Source organism: Fibrobacter sp. (assembly GCA_017503015.1).
Taxonomy (GTDB): Bacteria; Fibrobacterota; Fibrobacteria; order Fibrobacterales; family Fibrobacteraceae; genus Fibrobacter.
The window spans coordinates 36,967-56,325 of sequence record JAFVTX010000016.1; the positions used below are offsets into that span (position 1 = coordinate 36,967).

At 53.0% G+C, this 19,359-nt stretch carries 11 protein-coding genes; 6 read left to right on the top strand and 5 right to left on the bottom strand.

Annotated features, from left to right (window positions below; translation table 11 throughout):
- Positions 1-10: 10 nt before the first annotated feature.
- Both IKB43_03320 and IKB43_03325 read right to left on the bottom strand, forming a co-directional pair.
- On the bottom strand, positions 11-3,610 hold the full coding sequence (locus IKB43_03320) for a right-handed parallel beta-helix repeat-containing protein (protein MBR2469172.1): 3,600 nt from the start codon (positions 3,608-3,610) through the stop codon (positions 11-13).
- A complete protein-coding gene (locus tag IKB43_03325; GenBank protein MBR2469173.1) occupies positions 3,611-5,491 on the bottom strand; it encodes a FecR domain-containing protein in 1,881 nt (626 codons plus the stop codon).
- A gap of 114 nt (positions 5,492-5,605) precedes the next feature.
- On the opposite strand from IKB43_03325, the gene IKB43_03330 reads away from it, so the two are divergent.
- From IKB43_03330 to IKB43_03340, 3 genes are read left to right on the top strand one after another with little or no spacing between them, the layout of a single operon-like run.
- Positions 5,606-5,896 (top strand): hypothetical protein, encoded by a 291-nt coding sequence (locus tag IKB43_03330; GenBank protein ID MBR2469174.1) that lies wholly within the window; start codon positions 5,606-5,608, stop codon positions 5,894-5,896.
- Positions 5,896-6,354, top strand: a complete 459-nt coding sequence (gene ybeY, locus IKB43_03335; protein MBR2469175.1) for an rRNA maturation RNase YbeY — start codon at positions 5,896-5,898, stop codon at positions 6,352-6,354. The genes IKB43_03330 and ybeY overlap by 1 nt, the downstream gene beginning before the upstream one ends.
- A complete protein-coding gene (locus IKB43_03340) occupies positions 6,354-7,679 on the top strand; it encodes an HlyC/CorC family transporter (protein ID MBR2469176.1) in 1,326 nt (441 codons plus the stop codon). Before ybeY ends, IKB43_03340 begins: the two co-directional genes overlap by 1 nt.
- A gap of 151 nt (positions 7,680-7,830) precedes the next feature.
- Here the strand turns inward: IKB43_03340 and nifJ are convergent, their stop codons facing one another.
- Positions 7,831-11,400, bottom strand: a complete 3,570-nt coding sequence (gene nifJ, locus IKB43_03345; GenBank protein ID MBR2469177.1) for a pyruvate:ferredoxin (flavodoxin) oxidoreductase — start codon at positions 11,398-11,400, stop codon at positions 7,831-7,833.
- A gap of 713 nt (positions 11,401-12,113) precedes the next feature.
- On the opposite strand from nifJ, the gene IKB43_03350 reads away from it, so the two are divergent.
- The 3 genes from IKB43_03350 (at position 12,114) to IKB43_03360 (ending at position 17,890) form a co-directional block, all read left to right on the top strand.
- On the top strand, positions 12,114-12,746 hold the full coding sequence (locus tag IKB43_03350) for a hypothetical protein (GenBank protein MBR2469178.1): 633 nt from the start codon (positions 12,114-12,116) through the stop codon (positions 12,744-12,746).
- 99 nt (positions 12,747-12,845) lie between these two features.
- Positions 12,846-13,916: a response regulator gene (locus IKB43_03355; GenBank protein MBR2469179.1), complete on the top strand. Its 1,071-nt coding sequence runs from the start codon at positions 12,846-12,848 to the stop codon at positions 13,914-13,916.
- The gene (locus tag IKB43_03360; GenBank protein MBR2469180.1) at positions 13,913-17,890 is read left to right on the top strand and encodes a response regulator; all 3,978 of its coding nucleotides are present in this window, start codon (positions 13,913-13,915) and stop codon (positions 17,888-17,890) included. The genes IKB43_03355 and IKB43_03360 overlap by 4 nt, the downstream gene beginning before the upstream one ends.
- On the opposite strand, the gene IKB43_03365 is transcribed toward IKB43_03360, so the two are convergent.
- Together IKB43_03365 and IKB43_03370 are read right to left on the bottom strand one after the other, a co-directional pair.
- Positions 17,887-18,141, bottom strand: coding sequence for a zinc ribbon domain-containing protein (locus tag IKB43_03365; GenBank protein ID MBR2469181.1), 255 nt, complete (start codon positions 18,139-18,141; stop codon positions 17,887-17,889). The genes IKB43_03360 and IKB43_03365 overlap by 4 nt on opposite strands.
- Before the next feature lie 105 nt (positions 18,142-18,246).
- Positions 18,247-19,248: a class II fructose-1,6-bisphosphate aldolase gene (locus IKB43_03370; protein MBR2469182.1), complete on the bottom strand. Its 1,002-nt coding sequence runs from the start codon at positions 19,246-19,248 to the stop codon at positions 18,247-18,249.
- Positions 19,249-19,359 lie beyond the last annotated feature (111 nt).

Sequence of the window (19,359 nt, forward strand, 5' to 3'; positions counted from 1 at the left end):
ACGGAAAACCTTAGAACACGTAGTTCAGATTGATACCGCCGTAGATATCCTTGTATTCGTTAGACAGGTAGTCCGGACGGTAATAGATGGCAGAACCTACGTACCAGTCACTATAGAAGTGCTTGTTGTGGTTGAACCGCAGGTTGAGTTTTCCCAGCACGTCCATTTCTTCTTCGTCGAAATCTTTGTCAGATTCGGTCCATTCTGTAAGCATGTAGCGGAACTGTCCGTTCAAGGAGACGATCATGAAACGGTTCATGAAGGGAATTTCGTATTCGTCTTCTACGGTAATTTCATCTTCGGTCATTTCATTGCGGACGTATGACTTGAGGCGGTAAGTTATCTGGAAATGGTTCTGCATACTCTTGAGGGTAGTGGTGATGCTCAAGGGGTAGCTCTGCTCAAAGTAATCGCCACCGCCGTAGTAATAACCAAGCTTTGCCCATGTCGTATCTTCAAGGTCCATGTCCAGCTCGTCAATCAAGCTGTCCTTGTGGAACAGGGATGCATCTGTACGAAGAGTCCATCGGCCATTGAACTTGAACACGGACTGTGCCGCCTTGAAGGAGATGCCGGCATTGATGGTTTGCTTGTAAAGCCTCTCTTCGAACTTGGACGCGAGATAAGGCGCATCGACCGTAGACATGTAATCAGCCCAACGTGCAGAATCCACCATGACGGTATCCCCGTTCACGATGGCCATCTTGGGGCCCTTGCCTTCGGTGAAATATTCATCCCTGTAGATTCCGTCTTCTAGCATATAGCTTCCGCGCAAGCGAATCGGACGGTACTGGTCCCTGAATTCCATATTGTAGTTGGCGGTAATCTGCACCCTGGGATTGATGGTAAAGGTGTTGCTGAGTCCGAAATTGTGGATGTACTTTGTGCGGTCGTTGTCCATCTCGTGCTGTTCGAACCAGTCGCTTTCCTCGTCAGAGACAAGCCCGAAATGGGTTCCTTCGGCCAGGCCCGCCAGGTTTTTCTTTCTGCCGTGGGCCGCGTTTTCTACGTTAATCTGGTAGTCCAGTCCAAGGGTCCAGAACTTTTTGATGTCTTGTTCCAGGCTGGCTCCGAATTCGCGGGTGTTGGAAAGCTGGTCAGGGGAGCCTGCGCTATAGAAGTCCTCGCCGATGTATTTCACATGGCCAGCGATTCTTGTTCTGTTGATGTTCCAGTTCAAGGAAGCGCCCAAGGCAAAATTCTGACTTCCCCAGTGTTGCCCTAGCACGCGGTCGTCATCGCGGTCGCTTTCTTCTTCTTTTTGTGCCTGCTTAGCCTTGTCGATTAGGTAATGGAGGGTAGAAATCATTTCGGATTTGCTCATGGTGGTATTGTCCCCGAAGATTTCTTCCAGTTCTTCGTTAGAAAGCCTGTCAATCTGGCTTTCGTTCTGCATCAGCTTACGAAGCTGCGTGTAGCTTGCGGTATTCAATCCGGCGCTGGAGAACAACCGGTTGATGGCACGCTGCCTTGCGGCATCGGTGGTGTCTGCACGACCGACGGCGATTTGTCCGTTCAGCTCGATATCACCCGGGAAGAACAGCCAGTTGCCTTCGGCATACATGGTGAATGCTTCCAGAAGAGGATCGGTGGTAAGGGTACTAGCCTTGGCTCCGTCGCGGAGAAGCGGGTCTTCAAGTTCGTCGTTTGCGTAAATAGCGCCCACCTTGGCGTCGAACCTGCGGACCGGAGCCCATTTCAGGAATCCGCCGTAGGCAAGGCGCTGGGCCTGAGCTTCACCATCATCGATGTAATCGTTATAGAGATAGGGGTGACGGTTGTGGGGAACCAGGGAACGCTTGGCCTCGCCAAAGAAACCTTCCAACTGGACCAGGGGCTGATCCGCATTGTTCTTGAGCAAGGACAGGGTATACTCGGCACCGAACAGGGGCATGCCCGACATGTAGATATCTCCGCCCATCATCTGGAAATCACCCAGGTTGACACTGTTGTAGCTATCATTGTAGCGCAGTGTCACGGGGTTCGGGTAGAATCGGTTCCAGGAATCCGATGTGGCATCCATGGTAAATTCGATGGTCTTGCCTTCGGGTGACATCATCAGCACGTAAGCCGAGGCATTTGCGCCAAAACCCGGCACCTGGAAATAATTCTTGTAGCGGTCGCCCTTGAGAATGGTATCCGTTCCAAAGATTTCAGGAGTATTACCGTGGTGAGTGCGGGTACGCACATAGTGGTAGTTTCCGCCCAGCATCACGTTTCCAAGGACAGTCCAGCTCTTTTGCGTAGAATCCGCAGGGGCTTCAGATTCAAATACCACGTTGGCTTCGTCGGCAGGATTCAGGTTCTTCCGATCCACACCGGGAACTTCCGGTTCGGGGGGAAGCGTTGCTATGGCTTCTGCAGCCTTGTTGCTGAAATTGGTCTTGTTGTTCTTGGCGGTCTCCATGAGTTCGGGAGCAAGAATTTCCGAAGAGGAAATACCCACCGTGTTTTGTTCAATGGCGGTATTGTTCAAGTCAATGACGGTGTTCCCCATATTCACCACAGCCGTACCGTTGTCCTTGAAATTTGAAGAGGACACGGTACTCTTCGAAAGCTTGGAATTCAACAGGGCGACATTGTTGTTTTCAAAAGTAGACCGTTCGATATCGCCCTGGGCGTAGTGGGAGAGGTTCAGGGCAACCTGGTTGTTCTTGAACTGGCAGTCGTTTGCATTGACGGTGGCGTTACGAGCATAAATGCCATATCCGGCGGCACCTTCCACAAGGGAATTCTGGATTTTCAGATTGCCGTTTTCCACTACGATTCCGTTGGTGGCGTTCAAGATCTGGGCGTTGCGGATTTCGGAGTTGTTTTCTCCGGTAATCACGATTCCGGCCCAATCACCAGCAGCGGGAGTACTCATGGCGGAGCGGAACACCACAGGAGATGTTGCAGTTCCGGCCACCACCAGCTGGCCCTGGTTTACCGTGAGGGAGCTACCCTTGGTGAACAAGATTGTGGTTCCCGGTTCAATGACCAATACCGTATTGGCGGCAACAGATACTGTTCCGTTTACGAGATAGGGAGACTTGTCCGCTTTTAAGAAACCGCGGAGTTCACCCTGGAGTTCTGTGCCGGTCAGCTGAACGTTTTGCGGTTCTGGTGCGGGAGCGGCCTCTACGACCGGAGCGGGAGTGGCCACGGGGGCAGCTTCAACCGGAGCTGGAGCGACAGCCTGTTCAGCTGGGGTTTCGGCAACAGGTGCAGCGTTGGGTGCAGGTTCTGCTGCAGGCACGGGTTCAGCAACGGTCTGTTCGGCAGGAGCCGTTTCTGCGGCTGCAGGTTCGGCTGTTTCAGGAGCAGGGGCTTGTGCAGAAGCATCAGCCGGAGCAGCCTGTTCGGCAGGTTGTGCTACCGGCGTTGGCGCAGGGCTTGCAGCTTCTTGGACCGGGGCAGCTGCTTCGGCAGCAGGTGCCGGAGTTGTTGCTACGGGTGCCGGTGTCGCAGCGGCAGGAGCAGCAACTGGAGCAGGCGCTGGGGCTTGTTCAGGAGCTGCCGTTGGAGCGGGCGCTGGAGCTGCCTGTGTGGCAGGGGCGGCCTCTTGGGCAAATGCAAAGAATGTTCCCAGAAGGACTGTAGCGACGGTACCCTTAAAAAACTGTTTCATTTAGCGTACCTCGTAAGTCTTGGTGGCTTTGAGAACCTTGCCGTTCTTCAAGACAACCTGGATGTTGATTTCTGTTTTTTTGCCGTATTCCAGTTCCACAGGGACGCTGAAGTTGAAATCTTGAATGGACGGGGAATATTGTTCCAAAAGATTTTTGTTTCCGCTTGTGACAAGAACGCTCTTTATGTGGCTGATGTCATTTTCGGGAATTCCCTTGATAGAGAAAACTATTTCACGTTCAAATCTTCTGGACACTCCGTTGGGTGGAGGAGGTACGCGTAAGCGTTCCACGTTGCCCTTTCGAACATCTATATAGGCTGAGATATTCGGGTAACACCCTAGTTTCTTTCGAATTTCAGCCTTGTTTCCAGCCTGGTCACGGGCAATCCAGGCGTAATCGTGGAGTCCGGATTTGAGTTTGATAGTGGAGTAGGAATTCTTGTCGAAATAAGTCTCTTTAAGAGGAGTCCGGTCCATTTCGGTTGAGAGGATGACAATGTCGTCCTTGATGTTTGAAACAGAAACGCTGGCTTCACAACGGATGGAATCGCTACGCTGGAAAATCAGTGCGGGCTTGTCTAAGTTTATAGCCTCGCAGCTCTTGTCAATCTCCAAATCCACTTTGACGGTCGCCTTGCCGGTTGCCCCGTTGAATTCAACAGTTGCGAACTTCTCGTTCCAGTTGCCCTTCTGGTCGCTGATGGTAATGGTATAGGTCCATTTTCCGTTTGCACTTAGGGGTACCAGGTTGGGGGAGGTGTGCTTGCCCAATTTTACAAACAGGGTTGCCGTAGAATCATCTGGGTTGAATTCGCCCTCGATGGTTGCCGCTCCCGTTTCGCAAATCTTGAGTGGCGAAGGCGTGGTTACCTGGAACGAAATCGCTGTCGTCTGACTTGCAGAATCCTTTACCGTTGTATCGGGCTGTTGCATATAGTAGGTCTTCAGGTCGGCACAGCCGAAGCTCACCTTTCCGCTGTAGCAGATAACGGGGAATTTCTTGTCACCAACGGCGCTGGGAGCCCAGTTGGGAGTGAACTGGACCATTTCTCCGGTAGATTCGATTCTCTCTCCGCCAAGTTCCACGCCTACACCGGCAGGGCAGGTTCCCTTGATGGCTACACTCGGGGTATAGATGGTGTCGGGGAGGGCTTCGAAGGTGCACTTGAGGGAGTCTTTGGCGGCGGTCTGCTTGGCCTTGTACTCGTTATCCTTTGCCTGAATCGCCTCTTTCAGTTTGTCTAGGGTCATGGTGGTATCGCTGAGCATGGCGTCGATTTCGTTCAAGAAATCCAGGTCACCCGAGGAGGATAGTTCCAAAACCAGAAAGTCGTCGCCGTTGGGGACGGCCGTTTGGCCTCCATTGATGCCTACCACCTTGCCGGACAAGTCGATTTCCAGGCGTCCGTTGCGGAGGGATGCGATGGGAGTGCCCTTGGAGCTCATGCCGATGACACCGTCAGTTCCGCGGATGGCGGCCGTGGCGGTTCCGGTCTTGAATTTGAAGGAGCTCTCCTTGCTGGACTGTTTCTGTACGTCAAAGCGGACCTTGCCGCTCTTGATGTCGGTCATGGCCGTCTGGACTCCGTCCTCGGACAGCAGTTGGGAGAATTCCACCAGGGAGTTCTCTTCTACCGAGATGGTACTGCCGTCGGGCAGGGCCACAATGGCCTGGGATTCTACCAGGGTCCTGATAACGTCTTTTTCTTTGACCTTCGCCCCTACACGGAGAGGCACCCAGTTGCCTTCGGATTTCTTTTGGGTGGTCACGTCACCGATGACGGAACGGACCTTGCCCGAGGTGTTTTTGGCTGCATAGGAGAACGGAACCGCCAACATGAGTGCGACGGCCACAAACTTAAAACGGCTTGAAAATGACATATAGCCCCTCTTTCAAGATGTATTTTACATAATAAATATATTATTTTTGGCTATATTGAGAGAAAATTGTATTTTTTAGGGGCGAAAAATTGACCCTAATCACACGAGGAACCTATGAGCGCAGAATTTGAAGAGCCTACCGTAGAAATGACCGATCCGGACACCGGCGAGCAGGTCATCAAGGAACTGGACAAGGCCATCCTTTCTAAGGGAGCCTGGCAGACCATGATGTTCCTTTGCCAGGAACGCAACGCCAAGACCGGCGAATTCGGCGAGCCCAAGGTCTACATCCGCCGTTACCAGAAGGTAGCAGGTGCTTTCAAGGCCCGCAGCAAGTTCAATATCAGCGGAAAGGCTCAGGCCGAAGCCATTATTGAAAATCTTAAGAAGTGGTATAACATTTAATGCCTGACCCTGCCAGTAGTAAAAAGAGAAAATACAAGATAGATTTCCTTTGTCAGGGGAGCATCAAGGCTTTCCCCTGGAAAGACAAGTTCGACAAGATGGCCCACCAGCTCCTGGACCAGGAGGGAACGGGGAACAATGTAAACGTTGTCCTCTGCGACGACGATTTTGTCCGTGAAATGAACAAGTCCTACCGCGGGCTAGACAAGGTGACCGATGTGCTTTCCTATGAATGGCACGAACCGGACCTTTTGGGCGAAATCTACATCGCCAAAGAACAGGTCAAGCGTCAAGCCCCCGAATACGGCAACAGCTTTTTCGCAGAACTCAAGCGGGTCATTGTCCACGGACTTCTGCACCTGTCGGGCTATGACCACATCAAGGCGGCCGACCGCAAGGTCATGCGCAAGCGGGAATGCGAATTTCTGGGGCTGGACCCCTACAAGGAGAAATGCTGATGGATTCATCGGTACAGTGGGCAATTGCTTTTCTGGTAATTTTCCTGTTTGTTTCCTTTTCTTTTTCTTTAATCAAAACCGCGTTCAGCGGCATTTACGCCAAACGAGAGGCCAAGGATAGGGAAGGCCGCGAAGAGAAAGTGGCCGCCATCGTGGAGCATGACGGCTTCAACGAGACCATCTCCATCGGCCGCATCTTCTGCAATGTGGGGAGTGGCGTTTTGGGCATTTACCTGTTCCAGATGGTTCCGTGGAACTGGGTGCACGAATTCAAGATGCTCGCTTTCTTGGCTTACCTTGTTGTGGCCTGCATCTGCATTTACACCATAACCGTCTTTTGCGCGAACCTTCTCGGCACCCTCAAGCCCGATACCTTGGCGGTGGTGCTGATTCCGCTCTTCAAGCTCATTCGCGTTCCTTTTGCGATTCCTGCCAAAGTCTGTCACGTTCTTTTTGTGGCGATTCTGAAGGGCCTGGGTTACGATTCCAAGCTTAGCTTCCTCTCCGAAGAGCGGCGCGATGCCGTGCAGGCGGACCTTTCCGACAGCGAGGAAACCGATGCTGAAGGCCTCGAAAAAGAAGAACAGCAGATGATTCTCAACATCTTCGACTTCGTGGAGACTCCGGTCCGTGAAATCATGACTCCCCGTGTGGACATGTGCGCTATCGACGTGGAAACGCCCCTGGACGAACTTGTCAAGGTGTTGAACAGCGAACGCCATTCCCGCTTGCCGGTGTACAAGGATACCATCGACAATATAGTGGGAATCCTTTCCAACAGGGACTTTTTGGAATGGTACACCGAACACCGGGATGAGCCCTTCGATATCATGAAAATCGTGATGCCCCCCGTGTTCGTGCCTTACCACAAGAAGATAGACGACCTGCTTACAGAACTCCGCAAGACCGGAAACCAGCTGGCCATCGTTGTGGACGAATACGGCGGCACGGCGGGCCTTGTGACCCTGGAAGACATCCTAGAAGAAATCGTGGGCGAAATCCGCGACGAAGACGACATGGACGAAGACGAAGATGTGCAACGCCTAAAAGACGGTCGCTACATCGTGGACCCACTCATGACCCTTTCGGACTTGAGCGATGAACTGGGAATCGAGTTGGAACCGCCCGAGAATTCCCATGTGGAAACCCTTTCGGGCCTCATTCAGGCCACACTTGGCATTATTCCGTCTCCGGGTGCCGAAGTCAAGATTCAGGGCTATACCTTCAGGGTGCTCAAGATGGATGGCACCCGCATGGAAAAGGTGATGCTGATTCTCCCTCCCGGTAAGGCCGGCCCAAAGACCCAGGCGCTGAAGAAGATTTAATTCGATATTTTGCAAACAAAACACCCCGCCACATTTGAGTGACGGGGCGTTTTTGTAAAGGGAGATCCCCGCCTTCGCGGGGATGACATCCTCAAAGGCCGTAAGGCCGCGCTCATCGCTCAAAGCGACGAAGTCGCGACCTCATACCTCTTTACAGGCTAATCAACCCTTCGGTATCCTTGCTCATGGCGTCATAGAATGCGTAGCGGGCGTCAACTTCCTTCTGGAGGTCGTCGGCGAGCTTCTTGGCCACTTCCGGATTGCTACGGGTGAGCTGCTTGTAGCGGTTTTCGGTGTAGATGTATTCTGCAACCGGGATCGTCGGCTTCTTGGAGTCGAGGATAAGCGGGGCCTTTCCTTCGGCGGCGAGAGCCGGGTTGTAACGGAGCAGAGTCCAGTAACCGGAATCCACGGCCATCTTCTGGTGCTGAAGCTGGCTGTTGAGATCGAAACCGTGGTTGATGCAGGGGCAGTAGCAGATGATCAGCGACGGACCATTGTGTGCTTCTGCTTCCTGGAGAACCTTCAGGGCCTGAGCGTCGTTTGCGCCGAGGGCGATACGGCCCACGTAAACGTTCTTGTAGCTCATGGCGATAAGGCCGAGGTCCTTCTTGCCGGCGCGCTTACCAGCGGCAGCGAAGAGGGCGACGGCGCCACGGTTCGTGGCCTTGGAAGCCTGTCCACCGGTGTTGGAGTACACTTCGGTATCGAGGACGCAGATGTTCACGTTTTCGCCGGTTGCCATCACGTGGTCGAGACCACCGTAACCGATGTCGTATGCCCAACCGTCACCACCGAAGATCCACACGGACTTCTTCACGAGGTAGTCGGCGAATTCGTCGCGGAGGCTGACGGATGCTTCGTCGGTTGCACCGGCGAGAGCTGCCTTCAGGGCGGCGACGTTTTCACGCTGGGCCTTGATGCCGGCTTCGTCGTCCTGCTTCTGGGTCGTGAGCTTTTCCTTGAGTTCGGCAGGAACGTTCACGGCTTCGAGGAGGCTGAGAGCCTGCTTGGCATGCTTCGTGATAGCGAGACGCATACCGAGACCGAATTCAGCGTTGTCTTCGAAGAGGCTGTTGGCCCAAGCGGGACCGCGGCCTTCCTTGTTCTTTGCCCACGGAGTGGTCGGGAGGTTACCGCCGTAAATGGAGGAGCAACCCGTAGCGTTGGCAACGACCATGCGATCACCGAACAGCTGAGAAACGAGACGCACGTAAGCGGTTTCGCCGCAGCCTGCGCAGCTTCCGGAGAATTCGAACAGCGGTTCCAGGAGCATGGCCTGCTTGACGAGGCTCTTGTTGACCTTGGTGCGGTCGAATTCCGGGAGGTCGACGAAGAAGTCCCAGCACTTGCCTTCCTGAACCTTGATGGGTTCCTGCGGCACCATGTTGATGGCCTTCTTGGTTTCGTCGGTCTTGTCCTTACCGATACAGGCCTGCGTACAGACGCCGCAACCCGTACAGTCGTAGCTGGACACGGAAATGGCGAACACCGGCTTTTCGGAACCTTCGAGCTTGAAGCCCTTGGCCGGAGTGTACTTGAAGCCTTCCGGAGCGTTCTTCACTGCGGATTCGTCAACGACCTTCACGCGGATGGCTGCATGCGGGCAGACCATAGCGCACTTGCCGCACTGCACGCAAGCGTCCGGATTCCAGGACGGGATGTTGAGGGCGAGGTCGCGCTTTTCGTATTTGGTGGTACCGGTCGGGAACACACCGTCGCAAGGCATCTTGGAGACCGGGAGCTGTTCGCCGTTGCCCTTGATGATTTCTGCGGTGACTTCGTTCACGAACTTCGGAGCGTTGCCGTGGATCGGAGCGCGGAATTCCTTGGTGCTGGTGACAGTAGCAGGAACCTTGACTTCGAACAGGTTAGCAAGAGAGGCGTCGATAGCGTCCCAGTTCTTCTGGACCACTTCCTGACCCTTCTTGGCGTAGGTCTTTTCGGCGTACTTCTTGATGTACTTGATGGCGGTTTCGGCATCGAGCACGTTACCGAGCTTAGAGAAGAAGCAGGTCTGCATTACGGTGTTGATGCGGCGGCCCATGCCGGTCTTCGCGGCAACGGCGTAGGCGTCGATCACATACACCTTGAGGTGCTTCTTGATGATTTCTTCCTGCACCGGACGCGGGAAGGTATCCCACACGGTGTCGGCAGAATGCGGAGTATTCACGAGGAAGGTCGCGCCATCCTTCGCGTACTTCAGCATGTTCACGGATTCCAGGTGCGGAGTGTGGTGGCATGCCACGAAGTCGGCTTCGTTTTCGCCAATCAGGTACGGGGCGTCGATGATGCTCTTACCAAAGCGGAGGTGAGAGGTGGTCATGGAGCCGGACTTCTTGGAGTCGTAAACGAAGTAGCCCTGGGCGTAGTTGTCGGTTTCGTTACCGATAATCTTGATGGAGTTCTTGTTGGCACCCACTGTACCGTCGGAACCCAGACCGAAGAACATGGCCTGGAAGAAGTCGCTTTCCAGCTTGAAGTTCGGGTCGATGGTGAGGCTCGTGTGGCAAACGTCGTCGTTGATACCGACAGTGAAGCGAGCCTTCGGGTCGGCCTTGGCGAGTTCGTCGTAGATGGCCTTGACCATGGCCGGGGTGAATTCCTTGGAAGAGAGACCGTAGCGGCCGCCGATCATCTTCGGCATGGCCATCTTGCCTGCCATCACGGCTTCGCTGATTGCGGTCAGGGCGTCCTGGAAGAGCGGTTCGCCAGCGGAACCCGGTTCCTTGCAGCGGTCGAGGACGGCAATCTTCTTGACAGTCTTCGGGAGGGCTGCAACGACGGCTTCCATCGGGAACGGGCGGTACAGGCGAATGTTCACGAGACCGACCTTTTCGCCCTTGGAATTGAGGTACTTGACGGTGTCACCGATGGTGCAGGTCGAAGAACCCATGGAAATAATCACGCGGTCAGCGTCGGGTGCACCGACGTAATCCACGATGTGGTACTGACGGCCAGTGTAGCTTGCGACCTTGTCCATGTACTTCTGGACAATTTCCGGAACCTTGGCGTAGAACGGGTTTACCGTTTCGCGGCCCTGGAAGTAAACGTCCGGGTTCTGTGCGGTACCGCGCATGGTCGGGCGGTCCGGGGTGAGGCAGCGCTGCCGGCATGCCTTCACGTACTTTTCGTCGATGACGTTACGGATAACGCCGTCTTCGAGAGCTTCGATCTTCATCACTTCGTGGGAGGTACGGAAACCGTCGAAGAAGTGCATAAACGGAACGCGGCTTTCGAGAGTGGAAGCGTGGGCCACGAGAGCGAGGTCCTGGCATTCCTGCACGCAGCTGGAGGCGAGCATGGCAAAGCCGGTCTGGCGGCAAGCCATCACGTCGGAGTGGTCACCGAAAATAGAAAGGCCCTGCATGGCAAGGGCACGGGCAGTCACATGGAAGACCGTGGGGGTCAGTTCGCCCGCAATCTTGTACATGTTCGGGATCATCAAGAGAAGACCCTGGGAAGCGGTGAAGGTCGTGGTCAAAGCACCGGCCTGGAGCGCTCCGTGAACGGTACCGGCAGCGCCACCTTCGGACTGCATTTCAAACACGCGGGGAACCTGTCCCCAAATATTCTTCTTGCCTGCAGCACTCCAGTTGTCGGCGTGCTCAGCCATAGGACTAGACGGTGTAATCGGGTAGATAGCCGCAACTTCGCTAACAGCAAATGCTACGCTAGCGGTGGCCTCGTTACCATCACACGCAATCATCTTTTTTGCCATGTGTGTCTCCAATTTTTAGGTTTTTTCGAAAAAATCTGATTTAAGTGCACTTTCGGCCCATTTGGAGCCAAAAGCGAAAAATCCAAGATGAAAAATATAAAGATTGAGGGGACGGGGGGAAAAAAATTTGAAAATTGACATTAATATAAGGTTTTTTTTAGATTGGGAAAAATGGTCTTTCGCTACGCTCAAGCCCCAACAGACCGGCTCGGTTATGCCAAACTTCGTTTGCCAGAACTCTCGCCTTGGGACTGTTGTCCCCCTCGCTCCTGCCCAATGTCATCCCCGCGCAGGCGGGGATCTCCCTTCGGCATCCGCTACCCCCTTTCCTAGGGCGGACAGCACTTAGGGGCTTTGCCCCTTAGTGCGCATGGCCACCAAGGTGGGGCCCGCCCCTAAAACCCCGTACGCAAGGTTTTTCTGAAAAAATACCCGCCGACCGTGTAAATTCTGCTTTACATTTTCCGTTCTACATCTTACACCTCACACCTCATACGTTCCTACTCAAGCGGATCCTCGCCTTCGCGAGGATGACACCTCTTGAGACCAGCCTTACTAAATCCTAGATCCTAATCCCTAGATCCTAATCCCTAGCTACCTATCCCTTTGAACTGGATCCTTCGCGACTTCGTCGCTCTGGATGACACTTCTTGTCCCCTGCGGCCCTAATACCTAACCCCTAGCCCCTAGCCCCTAATTACTATATTCTCCCCATGCTCCACCTGTGGCTCATCACCGCTCCCGACGACTTTTCCGCCGAATTCGACGACATCGAGCAGATGTTTTCCCGGGGCCTTTCCCGCCTGATCCTCCAGAAGCGGGGGAGGAACGGCGCTCCCTACGCCTCCGAAAGCGAATATGAACGCTGGCTTCTAGGGCTCCCCATGGAATGCCGGGACCGCATCTGGGTCCGGGGCACGCCGGATATGGCGGAGCGGCTGGAAGTCCGGGGCTGCCTCTGCGACAGCTCCCGCCTCGCCGGCGATATTCCGCCCTCCTGGTACAGGATAAATACCGTCGCCGCCTGCAATAGCGTAGAAGAAATCACGAAACTGCCTCCCTGGGTAGCCGGAACCCTTCTCGGGCCGGTTTTTCAGCCTGCCTTTGCGGTAGAGCCTGTCTCTTGTGTGGACCTGTCACGGCTGGAAACCGATAGAGAAGGCTTTAATCCCTCGAATATCCCGCTTATTCTTTCGGGTGGCCTGGACGAAGAAACCTTACCGTCAGTCCGCCCCTTCGACCCGTCAGGAATCGCCGTCCTGGGCGGCGTCTGGAACTACGCCGACCCCGTTAACGCCTTCATCAAGCTGAACCGGGCTCTCGGTAACGCCCAATTGCGTCCATAAAAGTTTTTTGTAAGTTTTTGCGTAATAACGCGTTAACATAGTCCAATTTGGAATAAGACAATCTGTGTTATTTCAATTTTTTATACATATATTTGGAATATGGAAGCAACGCGCGCGAAAATTTTGGTGGTAGATGACACCAAAACCAATATCGAAGTTCTCGAAGGAATTCTTTCAAACGATTACGATGTTTTTGTAGCCCTTGACGGTCACAAGGCCCTTATGCTCACCGAGAGGGTCAAGCCCGACCTGATTCTTTTGGATGTAATGATGCCCGAGATGGACGGATACGAAACTCTCCGCCAGATGAAGGCCCGGAATATCTTGGGCGGCACGCCTGTCATCTTTTTAACGGCAAAGTCCGATTCCAAGAGTGAACAGACGGGCCTGAACCTGGGTGCCGTTGACTATATCGGCAAGCCATTCTCTCCCGACCTGGTGCTGCTCCGCATCAAGAACCAGCTGGAATACAAGCGCCAGCGTGATCACCTCAACGAGCTGGTCATCGAAAAGACCCAGGACCTGAGAAACACCCTGAAGGTAATGCTCACCAGCCTCGGCGCTCTGGCCGAATACCGTGACCCGGAAACCGGCGGTCACATCAAGAGGACCCAGTTCGTAGTGCAGAAACTGGCCGAAATCCTGATGAAAAACCCGAAATTCGCAAAGGACATTCCCAATAGAGAATATGTGGACTATTTCGCGACGGCGGCCCCCCTGCACGACATCGGCAAGGTGGGCATCCAGGACGAGATTCTCCGCAAGCCGGGCAAGCTTAACGAAGAAGAGCGTGCCATTATGAGGGAACACGCCGCGATGGGTTACAACGTGTTGGTGGATGCCGCCAAGGGTCTCGAAGACAAGACCATGATCTTGATTGCCGCCGATATCGCCTGGTGCCATCACGAATATTACGACGGCAACGGTTACCCCCGCAAGCTCAAGGGCGACGAAATTCCCCTTTGTGCAAGGATTATGGCTGTAGCCGATGTCTATGACGCCCTCGTTTCCAAGCGCCCCTACAAAGAACCTCTGCCTCACGAAGTTGCGGTTGCAGAAGTTCTCAAGGGCAAGGGAAAGCAGTTTGACCCCGATGTGGTGGAGGCTTTTGTCGGGATTGCCGACAGCCTGCCGGACCTGTACCAGAAATTCAAGGATGAAGGAATTTGAGCGATAGTTCTTTAAATGATAAACGCCGTCAACTGAACTGGCGAATTTCCCTTGTCTATATGGTTCCCGTGCTCATTGCCACGGTGGCCCTTATCCTCATATTCTTTTTCTATATCAAGTCCACCCTGATTTCTTCGGCCTACAGCAGCACCGAAAACAGCTTCAAGAAAAACATTAGGCAATGCGAACTGTACCTGCAAGAAAAACAGGAGGACTTCAGCAAGTTCCAGAAGAAGGTTCAACAGACGGGAAAGGCCTCCCTACGTTCTGTCTTGGCAAAGCAACAGCAAGAAGACGAAGACATTTCCGACGTCTATTACGGATTCTCCAACGGCGAATACATGAGCGCCCTTGGGGATAAACTGGAAAGAACGGTTTCCGAAGTCCGAACCAAGTCCTGGTACCTGGAGGCCTCCCGTAACAAGGGCGTAGCCTTGACAGGGCCATATATCAAGCCGGCTCTCAAAAAGAATGTCTTGTCCATTTCCGCCCCGCTTTGGGACAAGGACAAGCAGATTCGCGGAGTCGTGGCCGAAGATATCGACCTGCAAAAGATTCGTTCCCTGATTTCCAGCATTGCAAGGGAAGAGGGCGGTGTCACAATCCTTATGGGAAACGACAACGAAACGGTATATACCTATTTCCCCTACGAGACCAATGTCAAAAAAATCGAGCTGGACACAATCCAGGAACTTCGTGACCTTGCTTTAGAAGGTTTTAATACCGACTCTTTGAACTACGGAAAGGTGTTCCGCTTTGAACGGGCCAATTCTCGTCACCAAAACTACGTGTTCATGGTGACCCCTATGACCAAGGCTCCCATGTATGCCATCCATGTTATCCAGCAGAACAAGGTGGTGTCCAAGCTCCGTGAAGACCTAAATGCCATCATGCTCCTTGTGACATTGGCCGTTCTTTTCATGATGATTATTGCCTCCGTTGCCGGGCATCTTCTTTTCAAGTGGCTTATCGAAAAGGACCTGAACGAGAGCGTCAGTTCCAGTACCTTGTTCGATACACTGCTTGCTACACCTAATTTCAGTTTGATTTTGACCAACGATTCCTTCGATATCCTCCATGCTAGTGCCAACATTATTGATTTCTTGAACAATGGTGAAGATATCAAGGGTGAAATCCTGTGGAAATTTTTTCCGGGCGAGGAATTCGAAAAGTTTGCCCGCAAGGTGGCCATGGGCGGAGAACTCCATCCCAGCGAACGCAAGACCATTGTGAAGGTTACCAGCCCAAACGGGGAAGAATCCTGGTGGAACGTATTCTTCCAGTTGCTGGTGGAAGATGACGGAAGTATCCGCTACCTGTTCATGATTACCGATGAGACCAGCGGCATCCAGAAAGATACTATCTTGGATACCATCATGCTGTCGGCGGACCGTTCCCTGCTGATTATCTTCGACAGGACTCGCCACATCAAGTATATGTCCAAGCAGCTGGCCGATGTCTTTGATCAGGAATGGCGTAAACTTATTGGATATTCCCTTGATGATTTGATTTCGTGTGGTTTGCCTGAAGATATCGTAAAATCGATCGGTAATTCGTTTACCAAGCAAGAAATCTGGAAAGATTCCTTCTCCTTGAATTCACAGGACGGCAAGGGCGAAATCTGGTTCCGTGGCGAGGCGGTGACCTTGAAGGTCCAGGAATCTGTGGTGGGCTATATGCTTTCCATGGTGGACATTTCCGAAGTGGTGGAGGCCCGCGAGATTGCAGAGCAGGCCACACAGGCCAAGAGCGAGTTCTTGGCCAATATGAGCCACGAAATCCGTACGCCCATGAATGCCATCATCGGTATGGCACACCTGATTTCAGAAACGGAACTTTCCGAGCGGCAGCACAGCTTTGTGGACCGTATCAGCAGTGCCGCAAAGTCTCTGCTGGGTATCATCAACAACATTCTGGACTTCTCGAAAATCGAGGCCAAGAAACAGGAACTGGAAGTCATTCAGTTCGTGCTGCAAGATACCATCAGCGAGGTGGCCGCCTTGGCCGAAGTCCGTATTACAGGGCGTCCTATCGAGCTGATTGTAGATGTGGACCCTGAAATTCCGGAAACCTTGATGGGCGACCCGCTACGCCTTTCCCAGATTTTCACCAATCTGGTGAACAATGCGACGAAGTTTACGGAAAAAGGCGATATTACCCTTCAAGTGCAGATGGAAAAGAAGACAGATACCCATGTCCAACTGGCCTTCAGCGTCAAGGATACGGGTATCGGCATGACTCCGGAACAGCTAAAGCGCCTGTTCAACGCCTTCACTCAGGCAGATGGTTCAACCACGCGTAAATATGGCGGTACAGGCCTTGGCCTTGTGATTTCCAAGTCCCTGGTAGAACTGATGGGCGGGCAGCTCAAGGTGGAAAGCACCTCTGGCGTTGGGTCCCGATTCTACTTTACCATAACGCTTCCTATTGCGCCCAAGGTAGGAGCTCCCAAGTGGAAATCGGTTCACTCCTTCCAGAACAAGAACATTCTACTTGTAGATGACTGCGCGAACCTTCGTTCCGTGTTGCGTCACACTCTTGAAAAGTTCCGTTGCGTTGTAGAAGAGGCCTGCTCTGTTGACGAGGCCATCGACCTGATTCAGGCTCATGAATCGGCAGGGGAGGCTCCCTACGATATCTTTATCGTGGATTACCAGATGCCTATTTCGGATGGCTTCAACTTTGTGAAGGGTCTGCCAGCAAATATGCTGACAATTCCCAAGATTCTGATGCACCCCTTGCATTTCGAAGAAAGCAACCGTATCCATGCCGAAGAAATCGGGTTCAACAGTTGTCTTGCCAAGCCTATCCAGATCAGTTCGTTGTTGACTGCAATGCAGGAGGCCGTCGGAGAAAAACCGGTTTACCAGAAGGCCGTCAAGAAAGAAAAACGCAAGATTTACTTCAAGGATGCCAAGGTCTTGCTTGTTGAAGACAACAAGATGAACCAGGAACTGGCTGTTTCTTTGCTAAGCAGCGTGGGTCTTACCGCCATGATTGCCAACAACGGTAAAGAAGCGATTGAGCTCTTGAAGCCCAATTCCTTTGACCTGGTGCTGATGGATATCCAGATGCCCATTATGGACGGTTTGACGGCCACCAAGAAGATCCGTGAAAAGCAGGAAGAGTATTTCCAGAAAGTCCCGATTCTTGCCATGAGTGCCCGAGCCTTCCAGAAAGACAAGGAAGAGTGTTTCGAAGCGGGCATGAATGCCCATATCGTAAAGCCCATTGACCCCACTGTTCTTTACGAAGAGATGGCGAAGTTCTTGCCGATTGCTTCCGAAACGGCTGAAACCCAGACGACCACTACGGTGGTGTCGTCTGATTCTGTACAGCTTTCTTCTGACGACAAGGACTTTGCCGCCAGGTTCCAGAAGATTCCGGACTTTGATATTTCTGCAGGTCTCTATCACGCCAATAACAACCGTACACTGTATCTCAGGATTGTACAGGGCTTTGTCAACGATTACGGAAGCAAGGCCCAGGATTTACGAAGGTTCGTAGAAGCCTCCAAGTACGAAGACGCCGCAAGAATCGCTCACACCATCAAAGGCTTGTCCGGTACTATCGGAGCCGCCAATGTCCAGAAACTGGGGCTTGCGTTAGAAAATTCGTTACTGAATAAGCAGAAGAACTTTAACGAGCTTATCGCCTTTGAAGACGCCCTTAAAAAGTTGGTAGAGGCTCTGTCTAAAGTTCTTGCCGATATGAATTCCGAAAAGGAAGACACGAGTTCCAAGAAGACTGACCCCCAGGCTGCAGAAAAACTGAAGGGCGTCCTAGAAAATCTCAAGCTGCATGTGGATGCCTGCTCTGCTACCATGTGCAAGCGGGACTTTGAACCCATCAAGGATATTGCGTTCAGCTCCGCTCAAGAGGCTCTGCTCAAGAAGTTGAAAGACCAGATTGGGGACTATGACTTCACGGAAGCGGGGGAGACCATCAAGGAGCTTGAAAAGACCCTTGCCTAGTGCAGGATAAATGCCGCGATAAAGGCGAGGGCTACAATCACCGCAGCTGCAATGGCGAGCGGGTTCGCCTTTTTCTTCTTGTTGCCGTATTCGTCCGTGCCGAACTCGTTTTCCACAATTTCGTCGTAATCTGGCGTTTCCAGGTCGGTAAATTCCGCGCCCTCTTTCCAGCCGGTGTCGGCGTCGCTCCCGCAATGCGGGCAGAACGTGGCGTCGTCTTTCAATTCGGAGTGGCAGTGAGGGCAGAGCATAGTAATTCGGATTTCGGAATTAGATTAAATATAAAAAGAAAAACCGCGCGGTTTTATCCGTGCGGTTTTTCAGCATGTCATTTGTGCGGCTTACGCCGCTATAGATTACAGCTTGTTGTTGGAACCAAGAACGTCGACGATCTTGTGTTCGTACATCTTCTGCATGTTTTCGCGAGCCGGCTTGAGGTACTGGCGCGGGTCGAAGTGTTCCGGATGTTCGTCGAAATACTTACGGATAGCGGCAGTCATGGCCAAGCGGCTGTCAGAGTCGATGTTGATCTTGCAAACAGCGGACTTGGCAGCTTCGCGGAGCTGTTCTTCCGGAATACCAACGGCATCCGGGAGCTTGCCACCGTGGGCGTTGATGGTGTCCACTTCGTCCTGCGGCACGGAAGAAGAACCGTGGAGCACGATCGGGAAGCCCGGGAGCTTCTTTTCGATGGCGTGGAGCACGTCGAATGCCAGGGGAGGCGGAACGAGCCTGCCAGTCTTCGGGTCGCGAGTGCACTGTTCCGGCTTGAACTTGTAAGCACCGTGGCTGGTACCGATGGAGATAGCGAGGGAGTCGCAGCCCGTACGGGTAGCGAAGTCGATCACTTCTTCCGGCTTGGTGTAGTGGGATTCTTCAGCCTGGACTTCGTCTTCCACACCGGCGAGCACGCCGAGTTCAGCTTCGACGGTCACGTCGTGCTGGTGAGCGTATTCAACAACCTTCTTGGTGAGGGCGATGTTGTCTTCGTACGGAAGAGCGGAACCGTCGATCATCACGGAAGAGAAACCGTTGTCGATGCAGTCCTTGCAGAGTTCGAAAGAGTCACCGTGGTCGAGGTGGAGCACGATCTGCGGATTGGCGCAGCCGAGTTCCTTGGCGTATTCAACAGCACCCTGGGCCATGTAGCGGAGGATGGTGCCGTTGGCGTAGTTGCGGGCACCCTTAGAGACCTGCATGATCACCGGAGACTTCTGCTTGACAGCAGCCTGCACGATGGCCTGCATCTGTTCCATGGTGTTGAAGTTGAAAGCCGGGATAGCGTAGCCACCCTTAACAGCCTTTGCAAACATTTCCCTGGTGTTCACCAGGCCGAGTTCCTTGTAAGAAACTGCCATTTGATTTACCTCTTGATTGTGTGGCGACCTGGGTCGCCGGTTTAAAAGTTACGGGGCAAAAGATAGCAAAAAAAGATATTACCGAAGAAATAAGCGAATACGCAAGACACA